This is a genomic window from Candidatus Methanoperedens sp., from assembly GCA_027460535.1.
Lineage (GTDB): Archaea > Halobacteriota > Methanosarcinia > Methanosarcinales > Methanoperedenaceae > Methanoperedens.
Window position 1 is genome coordinate 15,028 of record JAPZAR010000027.1, and the last position, 13,094, is coordinate 28,121.

The 13,094-nt window shown below is 41.0% G+C and carries 19 protein-coding genes and 2 tRNA genes; 11 read left to right on the forward strand and 10 right to left on the reverse strand.

The genetic code is table 11. From position 1 onward, the window contains the following. Positions 1–89: 89 nt before the first annotated feature. The 6 genes from O8C65_11335 to O8C65_11360 form a co-directional block, all read right to left on the reverse strand. The gene (locus O8C65_11335; protein ID MCZ7357518.1) at positions 90–275 is read right to left on the reverse strand and encodes a hypothetical protein; all 186 of its coding nucleotides are present in this window, start codon (positions 273–275) and stop codon (positions 90–92) included. Between the two features lie 42 nt (positions 276–317). Next, positions 318–1,889 carry a phosphoglycerate dehydrogenase gene (gene serA, locus O8C65_11340; protein ID MCZ7357519.1) on the reverse strand — a complete coding sequence of 524 codons (1,572 nt, stop codon included), beginning with the start codon at positions 1,887–1,889 and terminating at the stop codon, positions 318–320. Between the two features lie 85 nt (positions 1,890–1,974). Then, positions 1,975–2,340, reverse strand: coding sequence for a roadblock/LC7 domain-containing protein (locus O8C65_11345; protein ID MCZ7357520.1), 366 nt, complete (start codon positions 2,338–2,340; stop codon positions 1,975–1,977). 1 nt (position 2,341) lies between these two features. Continuing rightward, positions 2,342–3,055, reverse strand: coding sequence for a hypothetical protein (locus O8C65_11350; protein MCZ7357521.1), 714 nt, complete (start codon positions 3,053–3,055; stop codon positions 2,342–2,344). 80 nt (positions 3,056–3,135) lie between these two features. Continuing rightward, entirely contained in the window at positions 3,136–4,083 is a 948-nt protein-coding gene (locus O8C65_11355) for a hypothetical protein (GenBank protein ID MCZ7357522.1), read from the reverse strand. 288 nt (positions 4,084–4,371) lie between these two features. Further along, the gene (locus O8C65_11360; protein MCZ7357523.1) at positions 4,372–4,500 is read right to left on the reverse strand and encodes a hypothetical protein; all 129 of its coding nucleotides are present in this window, start codon (positions 4,498–4,500) and stop codon (positions 4,372–4,374) included. 213 nt (positions 4,501–4,713) lie between these two features. Between O8C65_11360 and ribC the strand changes: the two genes are divergently transcribed. The 11 genes from ribC to O8C65_11415 all read left to right on the forward strand — a co-directional run bounded on the left by ribC (position 4,714) and on the right by O8C65_11415 (position 10,643). Continuing rightward, complete coding sequence (ribC, locus tag O8C65_11365) at positions 4,714–5,175, forward strand: riboflavin synthase (protein ID MCZ7357524.1); 462 nt, start codon at positions 4,714–4,716, stop codon at positions 5,173–5,175. A gap of 15 nt (positions 5,176–5,190) precedes the next feature. After that, positions 5,191–5,499 (forward strand): cupin domain-containing protein, encoded by a 309-nt coding sequence (locus O8C65_11370; protein MCZ7357525.1) that lies wholly within the window; start codon positions 5,191–5,193, stop codon positions 5,497–5,499. 63 nt (positions 5,500–5,562) lie between these two features. Beyond that, positions 5,563–5,635: transfer RNA gene (locus O8C65_11375), tRNA-Asn, on the forward strand. Positions 5,636–5,658: 23 nt separating this feature from the next. After that, positions 5,659–5,733, forward strand: a tRNA-Ile gene (locus tag O8C65_11380). A gap of 313 nt (positions 5,734–6,046) precedes the next feature. Continuing rightward, positions 6,047–6,637, forward strand: a complete 591-nt coding sequence (locus O8C65_11385; GenBank protein MCZ7357526.1) for a hypothetical protein — start codon at positions 6,047–6,049, stop codon at positions 6,635–6,637. Between the two features lie 32 nt (positions 6,638–6,669). Further along, positions 6,670–6,927, forward strand: coding sequence for a SemiSWEET family transporter (locus tag O8C65_11390; protein ID MCZ7357527.1), 258 nt, complete (start codon positions 6,670–6,672; stop codon positions 6,925–6,927). Positions 6,928–7,120: 193 nt separating this feature from the next. Then, complete coding sequence (locus O8C65_11395; GenBank protein MCZ7357528.1) at positions 7,121–7,756, forward strand: class I SAM-dependent methyltransferase; 636 nt, start codon at positions 7,121–7,123, stop codon at positions 7,754–7,756. Between the two features lie 91 nt (positions 7,757–7,847). Continuing rightward, positions 7,848–8,738 (forward strand): dihydroorotate dehydrogenase, encoded by an 891-nt coding sequence (locus tag O8C65_11400; protein ID MCZ7357529.1) that lies wholly within the window; start codon positions 7,848–7,850, stop codon positions 8,736–8,738. Continuing rightward, entirely contained in the window at positions 8,735–9,481 is a 747-nt protein-coding gene (locus O8C65_11405) for a dihydroorotate dehydrogenase electron transfer subunit (GenBank protein MCZ7357530.1), read from the forward strand. Before O8C65_11400 ends, O8C65_11405 begins: the two co-directional genes overlap by 4 nt. A gap of 6 nt (positions 9,482–9,487) precedes the next feature. Beyond that, the gene (locus O8C65_11410) at positions 9,488–9,958 is read left to right on the forward strand and encodes a hypothetical protein (GenBank protein ID MCZ7357531.1); all 471 of its coding nucleotides are present in this window, start codon (positions 9,488–9,490) and stop codon (positions 9,956–9,958) included. Positions 9,959–9,962: 4 nt separating this feature from the next. Continuing rightward, positions 9,963–10,643 carry a hypothetical protein gene (locus O8C65_11415; GenBank protein ID MCZ7357532.1) on the forward strand — a complete coding sequence of 227 codons (681 nt, stop codon included), beginning with the start codon at positions 9,963–9,965 and terminating at the stop codon, positions 10,641–10,643. Between the two features lie 34 nt (positions 10,644–10,677). Here the strand turns inward: O8C65_11415 and tcmP are convergent, their stop codons facing one another. The 4 genes from tcmP to O8C65_11435 all read right to left on the reverse strand — a co-directional run bounded on the left by tcmP (position 10,678) and on the right by O8C65_11435 (position 13,067). Next, positions 10,678–11,598 carry a three-Cys-motif partner protein TcmP gene (gene tcmP / locus O8C65_11420; protein ID MCZ7357533.1) on the reverse strand — a complete coding sequence of 307 codons (921 nt, stop codon included), beginning with the start codon at positions 11,596–11,598 and terminating at the stop codon, positions 10,678–10,680. A gap of 6 nt (positions 11,599–11,604) precedes the next feature. Then, the gene (locus tag O8C65_11425; GenBank protein MCZ7357534.1) at positions 11,605–12,558 is read right to left on the reverse strand and encodes a hypothetical protein; all 954 of its coding nucleotides are present in this window, start codon (positions 12,556–12,558) and stop codon (positions 11,605–11,607) included. Positions 12,559–12,730: 172 nt separating this feature from the next. Further along, the gene (locus O8C65_11430) at positions 12,731–12,901 is read right to left on the reverse strand and encodes a type II toxin-antitoxin system PemK/MazF family toxin (protein MCZ7357535.1); all 171 of its coding nucleotides are present in this window, start codon (positions 12,899–12,901) and stop codon (positions 12,731–12,733) included. Next, positions 12,888–13,067, reverse strand: coding sequence for a hypothetical protein (locus tag O8C65_11435; GenBank protein MCZ7357536.1), 180 nt, complete (start codon positions 13,065–13,067; stop codon positions 12,888–12,890). The genes O8C65_11430 and O8C65_11435 overlap by 14 nt, the downstream gene beginning before the upstream one ends. Between the last annotated feature and the right edge of the window lie 27 nt (positions 13,068–13,094).

Here is a 13,094-nt window from a genome sequence, read left to right on the forward strand (position 1 = left end):
ACTGCCAAATATAAGAATTATGCAACTCAAGGTGTCCCGGCGTCTAAATTCTTTTAAGGGGAATCTAACTTCTGTTGGTCGCCCTGTTATCATTTATCCGGCATTTCGGCGAGCTTCAATCCCGCCAGACCCATTATGGTAACAAAGACAAGCACTGCAATGGTGTAGCCATAGCCCGGAGATGCAGGAAGAAGGAGTTTCGACGAAGTAATTAGAATGATCAATATGATTACGGAACTAACTGATGCAATTATCTCAAGATTCATTTTTTCCATAACAGCTATACTCTAAATCTATAATATATCAAGATTGCGCACCTACAATGCTACGAGCTTCGCATCAATGATACCATCAACAGACCTTATATCGTCCAGAATCCCGCTCTCCACCTCGCTATCGATGTTGAGCACCATTATTGCTTTGCCACCTGCGGTTATCCTGCCTACCTGCATGCCTGCGATATTGATATTGTTCTTTCCCAGGATCATGCAGCATGGGCCTATGATATTGGGATGGTCTTCGATTCTTGTCACAATCATAAAACCTGTGGGAATAACATCGATCCTGTATTCATCTATCTGAACGATGCGCGGTTCTTTCCCTATGACGGTACCGCTGACCACTTTCTCCTCATCCTTCTTGCTTAATTTGACGGAGATCTGGCTCGGATAATCCGCAGAGGTTTTTGACTTGCTCTCTATTACCATTATCCTTCGATCTTTTGCAATTCCGGGCGCATTAACATAATTCACACCTGCACCCAGTACCGGCTCAAGCAGTCCCTTCAGTACGGCAAGTGTTAATGGAGCCACATTCTGCTCGGATATCTCCCCGCAGTATGATATCTCCACTTTTTCATAATTGCTCCCTATAAGCTGCATGCAGAGCTTACCCATTTTTTCTGCAAGAGGGAAATACGGCTCAAGGATCTGCATGACCTCGGCTTTAATATACGGCATGTTGATGGCGTTCTTTACGGGCAGCCCTTTGAGTGCATTGACTATCTGCTCGGCCACAGAAACTGCCACATTGATCTGGGCCTCCTCGGTCGATGCTCCCAGATGAGGGGTCACTACAACATTATCCAGACCAAGAAGCGGGCTGTCAAACGGCGGCTCTTTTACAAAGACATCGATCGCCGCGGCGCTGACTATTCCATCTTTGACGGCTTTTGCAAGAGCTTCTTCGTTTATGATGCCTCCTCTCGCGCAGTTGATTACTCGGGCACCTTTTCTCATCACCCCGAATTCCCTGGTACTGATGAGGTCTTTGGTCTCTTTTGTGAGCGGGGTATGTACGGTGATGTAATCCGCACGTTTGACTATATCTTCAACCGTGGTTAGCTCCACACCCAGGTCTTTGGCCCTCTCCGGCGATATGAACGGGTCATACGCCAGGATCTTCATCTCCATGCCCTGAGCACGCTTTGCGACTTCAGAACCTATTCTCCCGAGCCCAACAACTCCCAGCACCTTGTCCCTTACCTCGACCCCCATGAACTTTTTCCGTTCCCACTTCTTGCCTTTAAGCGATGCATTGGCCTGAGGGATATTCCGTGATATGGCCATTATCATTGCTATTGTATGCTCGGCCGCTGAGATCGTGTTGCCTTCCGGTGCATTGACTACGATGATCCCGCGCTCTGTTGCGGCGCTGACATCAATATTATCCACGCCCACGCCTGCACGCCCGATGATCTTGAGCTTTTTGCCCGCATTTATGACATCTTTTGTCACCTGCGTCTCGGAGCGCACAATTAGCGCTTCATAATTCCCTATCTTCTTGATCAAGTCTGACGGTTGAAGACCCGTTGATATATCAACATCAAATTCTCTTTTTAATATCTCAATACCCTGTTCGGCCACGGGGTCGCTTACAAGTACTTTCACGTATTATCACCAGATAAGTCCGCATAATAGGATTACAAGCATTTCAGCTTTTCGTTTATAACCCTGGATTGACGCAAAAATTCGATCAAATTTCCTTTATTTTTTGGGCTGCTTTTTGCATTTCAAACAGCACCAGGCCCATTTGCGCATTCTTTCCGGTCATTACAACAAGAAGAGCATCATCTCCACTGCGGATTATCATGACCCTGTGATTTTTTGATTCACAGAGCAATGTGTCATTGGTTTCTTTTGAAAGCTCCTCCATGGTCTCCCCGGCATACCTGAACGTCGCGGCGCCATATGCCGCAAATGTCTCATTGTCTATCCCATTGGATGAGGCGCTTGACATAACCAATCCGTCATTGGTCACTATGGCCGTGCTCAGGATATCATTGGAGGATTTCTTTAATTCTTGAAGCAGGTGCAGATATAATTCAGCTTTTGTTGCCATATTACTCACTCTGCATATGTTTTGATAATTTTCGCAGCATTGTTGCCAGCATATACATGGAAACTATTGCAAAAAAGCCGAACAGCGTTTCAACTATTTCACGAATTGAGTAAGGTATCGGTGAGCCTATACTTTCTATGAATCCCATCAATTTCCAGGTGAACGCGGAGAATGCCGAAAACTGGAAGAACATATATACTTTCGTAAATTTTCCGGTTGCGTGCGTTCCAAGCATATATGTGGCGTAGATTATTATTGCACTTGCTATCATCCATACAAGACTTTCCATGCCTTGCATCTCATTTTTTAGAATGGTAATATCTGTTCCTGAAAAATACAGATAGAGGAGAATTAACGGAAATACTATGACGAGAGCGAACGGGGCGTATGTTAATATCTTCGATTCTTTCCTTCTCTCGCATATTCTCATATATAAGTAGATGAATGCGGATGCCATGAAAATTGCGGACCATATGCCAAAAACGTATCTTATAGAGCCAATATAAAGCGATGTACTTAAATGTCCCAATTCACGAATTCCGAAAGAAAGGAAAGTTAAAAACAAAAAAGTCCATGGCATGTCGCCCACATTCCATAAGTGCCTGTACCTGTAGGCAGCTATCGTAAGTATGACCGAGACCCACCAGAACAAATTAGAAAAGACTATATGCAGTCCTACGTCTTCCTCAATTCCATACTGACCCAGGTTAATCATGAGCATGATAATTAACCTATGGGTTATATATTACTTTTTGATAAGGCAAGCCATATTGAAATTTAAATCGCGTTAATTTTTCAAATTGCATGCTGTAGCGGGTGGTGAGCTTTAATTTTGATGGACTCAAGCAATTTTTCCACTTTCAAAAACGAATCTTTCTGTTCATTCCCATTGATATCATACAATTCCGATAGTTTTTCTAATGTTTTTTTTGCTATCGGGAGATATCCATCAAAGTATTGAACGTGATCCAATATGAGGTTATTCTGGAGATCCTGCTGGATTTTTCCAAATATGAGATAGTCCCAGACAAGATACATATTATATTTTTCCAGTAGCTCGATCTTGATCTTGCCTTTAGCATTTTCATTTGTAGAAGAAATACATTTTTTATAGATAGATTTCAGGGAGGTTGTGTCGTTATCAACCAGAAAGAACCTGACATTGGCAGGTGAATTTTTCAAAGCATACTCAAAATAATCATGATCCGGTAATGGAAAAAGCTTGTTATCATTCAAAAAATCACACAAATTTGTATAATAATACTTTAAATTTTCTTTAAAATATTTTGTTTCCATGAATCTTGACAATTCTTTATCTTCTAATAGTATGGCTATCTTTTTAAAAGTTCCAATATCATCTTTAAATTTTATAAAATCCAGGGGAATATCCCCTCGATTTCCGTCTTCTGCGTGTATACTATTCCCGGTCCCGAAGTCCAATAAGCCCAGATCGTTCAAATTTTCGATCAACTGATAATTCGATTGCTTGTTTTTTGCTATTTCAGATAACGTAACCCCGTTATCCTTTGCGATTTCAAATATCATGCCTTTTAACTGACCTGCCTTGCCTTTTTTCGACTCCATCGTCATACCCTTCTTAAGGTCTTCTTTGGCCAGATCTTTTCTTTTCCCTGCAAGCTCATCCTTAAGGTTATCGATCTTTGAAACGTATTTATTGTTAATTGCTAAAGCCATATGCTCCTCTGTTATATCATAGCCTATGAGGGGTTCTCCAGTTTTCATTCCTTTTCTCCATCACCGCTCTTCATTCCAGGGCATTTTGATAATCCTTCTATCAGTTTATCTTTAATTAATTATTAGAGTCACAACAATATATGCCCGGTTGCTACAAAAGTTGGCAACTCAAAAAACATATTCATTCCCCTATCTGGGGGGAAGAGGTAATTACCTCCCCGGATCCCAACAGGCTCAAAGAATGCTGATATGCGTAAACTCCGGCACATTTACACAAAAATTTTCTGTTGTAACATATACGTTTCACATTTTCCTCATTCATTCTTGATCACGTGTTTAAGCCCGAGCCAGTGCATCTTTCATATCGCCTTCATTGGGCATCATGGGTTCGACGAACTCGGATGCCAGGTTATCTGAAAGTCCCGATTCATCTTTAATGAGATAGCTGATCTCCTTTTTGTGCATGGCCTTGCTGATGACTTATAATGCTACCATTCGATTTAAATTTAATCATTGAAATATAGTATTTTTCATTTTTATAGTTCAATTATTCTGTCGAACCTATGATTACCGGATCCCACTAACGCTCATATTTTCAAGTTGATCCGGGGCACGATAGAGTTCATTATCTTGAGTTGAATCAAATTAATATAGGTTCAAAGACTTTTTTAGTAACATATGCCAAAAGTTGGAATCGCTGATACTACATTCTCGCGCATCAATATGGGGAAAATAGCGATCGACGAGCTGAAAAAAGGTGCATCCCTGCAGGTCGAACGCTACACGGTGCCGGGAGTCAAAGACCTGCCCGTAGCCTGCAAGAAACTGATGGAGGAAAAAGGATGCGATATTGTCATGGCTCTTGGTATGCCGGGTTCGCAGCCGATCGACAAGATGTGCGCCCATGAAGCTTCACAGGGCATAATCCAGGCGCAGTTGATGACAAATAAACACATAATCGAAGTTTTTGTGCATGAGGATGAAGCCGGGGATGAGAAGGAGCTTGCATGGCTTATGGAAAAACGCACGCGTGAGCATGCGCAGAATGTTATAAAGTTGTTGTTCCACCAGGAAAAACTTCAGCGTGAGGCCGGCACCGGTCAGAGGCAGGGTTTTGCCGATGTCGGAGCGATAAGGTAGTAGTGGAGGCCGTAAATGGTTGAGCCCATCACTTTAACAGATTTCATTGAATACAGCAAAGGTTCGGTAGTAAGCAAGACCCTGAAACAGAACCCTGCAGGCACTATAACCTTGTTTGCCTTCGATGCCGGACAGGGATTAAGCGAGCATTCAGCGCCTTTTGATGCCGTTGTCCAGGTAATAGAAGGCGACGGATTTTTCAAAATCGGTTCTGAAGAACATAACCTGAAAGCAGGGCAGATGATAATTATGCCGGCGAATGTTCCTCATGCCGTAAGAGGTGAACGAAAGTTCAAAATGCTGCTGACAATGCTGAGGTCATGATTCCAATGCATTAACAAAAGGCTTAAATTAGAGAATGCCTTTTATGAAACTCCTTGACCAAGAGCCGCCATAACTCAGCTGGTAGAGTGCCTGGCTGTTAACCAGGATGTCACAGGTTCGAGCCCTGTTGGCGGCGTACACCGGACTAGTTTTTCTTGAGGGCCCGTAGCTTAGTCCGGTTAGAGCGCCCGGCTCATAACCGGGCGGTCACCGGTTCAAATCCGGTCGGGCCCATTCTCGATTTTCAGAGACTGAATTCAAGAATCAGATCTTAGCATTAACAAAGGTGTTGAGGATCCTGGATTACAAAAAAGTTTATCTTAAAGAAGGGATAAAACAATATCTAAATATCAAAAATTATTTTAAAAAAAGTAATGAAGAAGAATACAGTTCTATTGATTGCACAAAACCAGACGTTGTTATTAGTATGCGATGAGGTTTAGGCCATATTTTCAATGAGAAAGGCAGTTGAGCAAGATATCGGTACCAGGAACTCATTATAGTAGGTTGTAAGCTTCATAAATCCCAATTTATATAGAATTAAGAAATGAACCTGAGAAAAATCATTGACCCTTGGATTATTATAAGTATTTTTATTATAATTATTCTGATCTCCATCAATATCCCTTACACGACCAAAGAACCTTATACGGATAAGGAATATTACACGGCGCAGGAACCATATGTATCGACAGAAACATACTATGAAAAACAACCTTATATAGACAATGTGCCTTTGAATCTAACAACAACCGTGAACTGGGATATAACTGATCATAGTTTTAGCGATGAGTTTGACTTAATGGTATCAATAAGAAATACGGATAATGCCAGGGGAGAATTTTGGGTGACTTTTCATGTAGAAAGCACTAATGGGTCATTTGACTTTACAACAGATAAGATGTTTTTGATGCCGGGTGAAAGCCGTGATATCAAAAAGACATTTAGCGGCAGATTTTCATATGTTACATACAGGGTATATCAACCCACAAGAGAAGTAACGAGATACCTGGATGTCCCTAAAGAAAGAACTATAGCAGGCTATCGTGAAGTTGAGAAATCTCGCGAGGTAGTTAAATCAAATGAAATTAAATTGTCATTGCTTGAACGAATATTAAATGGAGAAAAAAGACTATGATCAATAGCGCCTAGAATTGCCGGGAAATCAAAATGGAATGGTATTTGATAGGAAGTGGGGCTGCGCTCCTCACAACATTCGGGTTCGTGCCGCAGATAATAAAAATGCACAGGACAAAATCGGCCAGGGATGTCAGCCCTGCCACGCTTTACCAGTTCTGCGCAGGGGTTGTCCTCTGGACGCTGTATGGCATCCACCTGGGGGATATCATCATTATTGCGGCCAACGCCGTCAGTTTCATGACGCTTGTCGTGGCAATAGTTTTGTATCATTATTATAGTATGAAATAAGTATATTTTCCTGGAACAGGATGTCAAAGGGGCTGGAAAAGGCAGGATTTGGGCGTTGGCGGTCAAATCCTAGGGTATAGGAATGTTGGTCTCGGTTTGTGTGAAACGGTTCATGGGAAACGTCGCTGATATATTTTTACGGCTCTGTGGGAGCATCTCTATATATTTGGCCGGGTTGAATATACCGAAATGTATGAGGAGAATTGTATCGAAGAAAATCGAGCAATACTGCAGAGAAAATACCACTCTGGAGTCCGGAATCCTGCGCGAACTTGTCGCAGAGACTTATGCAAGAACAGCGTTTCCTGAAATGCAAATAGGGCATCTTGAAGGCGCATTTCTTAAGATGCTCGTTCGAATCGCGAAAGCAAGGCGCGTTCTTGAGCTGGGAACATTTACGGGCTACAGCTCGCTTGTCATGGCAGAGGCGCTGCCAGAGAATGGAAAACTGATAACATGCGATAATGATCCCGATGCTACAGAAATCGCAAGACGTTACTGGAGCCGGAGCGGGCATGGAAAAAAGATAGAACTCAAACTTGGTCCTGCGCTTGATACACTTAAAACCCTCGAAGGCCCTTTCGATATGGTGTTTATCGATGCCGATAAGGAGAATTATATTAATTATTGGGAATTATGCATGCCAAAAACGATCTCAGGCGGTATGTTGGTCGTTGATAACGTACTCTGGAGCGGTGATGTACTTGATCCCCATGATGAAACAAGTAGAGCAATTGCCGAATTCAACAGGCATGTTTACAACGATAAACGGGTGGAAGTCGTCATGATCCCGATACGCGATGGAGTGACAGTGGCGCGGAAGTTCTGAACCCGCGAAGATATGACTAAAAATTCTGTTCTGCTCTCAATTGATTATCTAATAAAAAAGGCTAAGTACATATTAAACATTGTTACCAAGAATGCTGTCTCTGACACTTACACGACTTAAACTCAAGAACCCCCTGATGCTTGCAGCAGGGATAATGGGCACAACGGGCGGTTCCCTGAAAAGAATAGCACTGGAGGGGGCAGGTGCAGTGGTCACAAAATCCATCGGCTTAGAACCGAAGGGAGGGCACAGAAACCCGAGCATGGTAGAGGTAGATTGCGGTTATCTGAACGCAATGGGTCTTCCAAATCCTTCCTTCAGGAACTTCCAGGATGAGATCGATATTGCCAGAGAGGGGGGCGTGCCAGTTGTCGCCAGCATTTTCGGGGGATGTACTGAAGAATTTTCGGAAATCGCCGGTACAATCAAAGCAGATGCTCTTGAACTCAATGTAAGTTGTCCGCATGCCCATGGATACGGCGCTGATATCGGCACGGACTCTGGTCTGGTCGAGGATATTACTCATGAGGTCAAAAAAGCCGCTCAAGTGCCTGTCTGGGTTAAGCTCACGCCCAATGTCACGGATATCAAGAGCATAGGACTTGGGGCGCAGCGTGGGGGGGCTGATGCTGTGGTGGCGATAAACACCCTTCGCGGCATGGCCATAGATATCGAAAGTGGCTATCCGATCCTTGGCAACAGGTTTGGAGGTCTCTCGGGCCGCGCCATCAAACCTGTGGCGATAAAATGCGTTTATGACCTCTATGAAGCCCTCGATATACCTGTGATAGGTGTTGGCGGGATTTCAGATTGGAAAGATGCTGTGGAGTTCATCATGGCAGGCGCACGCGCCGTGCAAATAGGCTCCGCAGTGGGGAACAATATGGATATTTTCATGGATATTTCCTCAGGCATGGAAGCTTTTTTGAAGGAAAAGGAATTGACCCTTGAAGAGATATACGGGATGGCGCATGAATTATGAAACCTGTTAATGCAGTAATCACAAAAGTAGTTGATGAGACTCCCACCATCCGGACTTTCTTCTTTGATACCTCCTTTGAATCAATTCCGGGGCAATTCGTGATGGTCTGGATCAGGGGAGTGGATGAGATCCCCATGGCACTTTCATACGAAAATGCTATAACGGTGCAGAAGGTCGGGCCTGCGACATCAGCATTGTTCGAGCTTGAAGAATGCGACTCGATAGGCATTAGAGGGCCTTACGGCAAGGGATTTGAGATAAAGAAAGGGCACGTTCTGATGATCGCGGGTGGAGTTGGGGCAGCTCCCCTGGCGCCGCTGGCTGAAAAGGCCTATGAGGAGAGCGTAAAGGTTACGACGCTGCTCGGCGCAAAGACAAAGGATGAGTTGCTGTTCAGGAAGCGCTTTGAAGCAGCAGGAGAGGTACGGGTTGCCACTGACGATGGCTCGGAAGGAATGCATGGGTATGTGACACAGTTGCTCGATGATGCAAAAAGCTATAATCAGATATACTGCTGCGGCCCCGAGGTCATGATGAAAAAAGTACTCGATAAAGTCCCGACGTCAAAAGCACAGTTCAGCCTCCATCGCTATATCAAATGCGGATTGGGGATATGCGGGGCGTGCTGTGTGGACGGGCTGCGGGTTTGTAAGGACGGGCCTGTGTTCTCTGGCGATGTTTTGAAGAAGACCGAGTTTGGGATTTACAGGAGGAACGAGTGCGGGGAGAGGGTTAGGGTGTGAATATTTATGCCAGAAAATAGCCCACCTACATATTCCAAATTAATTCGTAAACTTCCTTATAAATTGCAGAGACGATTTGAAAGCTTTGGAAATTATGTAGAAGGTATTTTGAGTGAAAAAGAGCCAAAAGGGGGATGGAATCTTTCCGAAGAAGATATTGATGGGATTAAACTTATTGCATTAATTTTTTCATTAAAAGTCTTCCTTAAACAAGGAACAATTATAACAAAACAGGCAATTAGAGTTTTTGGCGTTTTGGGCGCTGATGGTTTCACTGTAGGCAATGCCATTTTTACAGACCAAAGTGAGGATACATATAGGGGAGAGAAATTATCCAAAGAGCTGAATAAGTTGCTAATTGAGACAAACCAATTGGATTTTTTACAAGAAGATAAATCCATTTCTCAGGTAATATTAGAACTAGCAAGGAGGAGTTCAAATAAACAATCTATGGATAGATCAAAGAAGAATACGTAGATTATTGGCGGACTTTTTTGAATACAAACAAAAAGATTTAACGACTTTCGGAAACACAGTAAATCAGACATTTGAAGCTTTTGTTTTCGCATCTATAATAAATTGGTATCAAGAAAATGGTTGGAGAATCAGGTTTGAACATCCTAAGAATTATGGGGGAAAAGTTCGTCTTAAGTATTCAACACGAGGTAAACCAGAAAATTATACTTATGCAGTTGCTGTCAAAGGAAAAAAACAAATTGAAATTCGACATAATATTAGAATACGTTCAGCTCATAGTGATTATGAAAGTCCGGTAGCCTCATTTGTTGTTGATGTAGGAGTATTAAAAGTTCATAGTGCTGAAAATTTTTCAACATATGATTCTGTTGAAAATAGAAATTTAATTACTTTTTCAGAAGCAAAGCATATGTCAGCTTTTGCAGAATTGATTGGCGGGTTTATCGGAATAGTTCATGAATTATTGCCTAAACGATTAAAAAGGCACAAAACACCAATAGGGAACCCTATTCATCCACACCCTTTTTTATTTGTGTCTGGATTTTCAAATCCGTCTGCAAAAGGTGTTATTGCAACGATACTCGAAAGAGGCTATCGTATTAGTATAATCGATCGTGATTCGAAAGATTTGTATGGATTACCACTTCAGGAAATCCCCACTAAACCCGCGAGTATAAGAAGATGACCTTAAAAGTAAACTGATTAGTATTACTGTAATTTCAATCTTTTGATTTATCAAAATCAAAAATCGTCGGTATCTTTTCATTCTTTTTTGTTTCTAATTTCCCCCATTCTTCTAAAGTTTTTATATATTTATTTAAATATTTATATAATTTCTTATCGTCCATGACATAATCCATAATGTTTTTTGCAGCCGTCTCATTATTACTCCCATAAATCAGATAATATATTGTTCTCTGTGTTTGTTTTAAGGACAGAACATGCCTTATTGGTACACTTTTAACGACCGAATAACCAGCTATCTCATTTAACCTTTTCTTGTACAAATTAACAATTTCTTCTTCAAATTCACGAATTTCCAATGATCCGTTTACCTTTTTTTCATAGAGTTGTTTCCAATAATCACAGCCAAAGAAATTTGTAATACCTTCAGGATCATTTTCCCAATTATTATACGCATTCATAGTATAAAATGGCAGATGAATAATAATGTCGGTACCATAAGGTTTTTCATGTTGAGCAATATTTTCAACAGTACTCCATTTTAGTTCATTGTATTTTGTGATATCCAACAAAACAGTGACTACAGTGAATGAGGGAATTTTATCTAGAACTTCAACAACTTTTATGTTTGCATCTCCTCTCAAACATTTCACATTTTTTATTTCACCAATATAGCTTTCTAAATCACTAAAATTTTTAGGATCATTTTCTATAAAAACACAGCTTATTTTTTTTGATTTTTCAGGTTGCAGTTTTTCAATTGCTATTAGAGGAGAACCAGCAATCAATTTATTTATTCCCCAATCAGAATCTTCAAAATGTACTTTTCCCGGGCCCGAGTATCCATCTATATAGAGAAAATTTGGCTTTCGCTCGGATTCAAATAAAATCTTACACGCCCCAAGATATTTTTCAATGATTTCATATTTTTTCAGAGTATGTCTAACTATGTCCAATTAATATCACCAAATACAATTGCACCCAATTTTCTTATAATCTAACCCGATCTTTTCCCACATTTCAACAGTCTCCTTACATAATGCAACATTCGTATAATCATATTTATTTTTCAAATGATCAATAACCGTAGAATACATTTCATACCTGATGTCAGAATCTATCTTTTTACCCCAATTTGATTTTTCAGATAGGAAAGTTACCCAGGTTTTATCTTTAGAGTTATTTATCGTGCTTTGAAGCCCTCTCAGCGAACCGAGAGTAATCCTTTCAGGAGTAAATTGCTCAAATATCATATCGACAAGCTTTGTATAATGCGTATCCCATTCGAAAACAGGAACCATCGGGTCAATTCGAATTCTTGTTTCATACCCTGCATCGCTAACTTTTCTTGCAGCTTTAATCCTTTCTTCAACTCCCGGAGCTTTTTCCCACTTTTTTGACACTGCTGGAGCATTCATACTAAAACTGACAATAACATTTCTATGCTCATCGATTTTTAATAAATTTTCAACATTAGTTGACTTCGTTAAGAAAAGCACTTTATGCTTTTTTTGAGCTTCAAACAGGGGAATAATGAATTTTGAAAAAGGGTCATGAGAGTTCTCAGATAATAAAGAATCACTTAATTCGCCTGTATTCAATACTTCTGGAAGAGAGCCATTATTCAAAAAAGTGCTGACATGTTCTTTCACTTTAAAGCGGTCTTTTTGTCTTGGCTGCTTTCCTGTAAATCTGAATGTCCCCTGCAAAAAACACCATGCACAGTCGTATGCACATCCATTTGCCCATTTCAACTCTAAAAAATGAGGACAGATGACATCAGTCTTTTTCTCAGGCAGCGGGGTCTTTTCAAATCTGCAAATTATTGAACCATCCCCAACTTTCTGGACAAGACTTTTTTTAGAACCATCAAGCGTCGGATAGACTTGTTTTTTTATCTGCATTGATTGTTCCATTGATTTTGATCCTCATAAATATATCTTATTATTATCTTGAAGCTATTTAATTACAAATTATAGAGCACTCTATATACAAAACTTTGGAGAGCGGAGTGAAAGTATTTTCTCTTAATTATAATATCTGCGTTCATCCGCGTTCATCTGCAGTCATAATATCATCTCCTCTTCTTTAGATAACCTTTTCTAAGCTTGAAGTGATAGGAAGAATGGTTACAGTTTCAGCCAATTCATTATTAATATCGTTTGAAATTACAACGGCAGGTCTGGTTTTCCCAATCTCAGATCCTTCAATTGGGTCGAGTTTGACCCAATAAATATTACCCCTTTTAATCAATTCCATCTCCAGAGGTTGAATCCCATTCAAGAGCAAGCTTCTTATCCTCTGGCCTTCTCAGACTATAACCTTCGCTTAATTCTTTTACGAGAGTCAATTTTTCTTCTTTCTCGATCCTTTCTTTGATCGCTTCGGCCATGAAGGCAGATTTATTCTTAACATTTTTTAACATTTCTGCAATCTCTGCCTGCAAGTTATG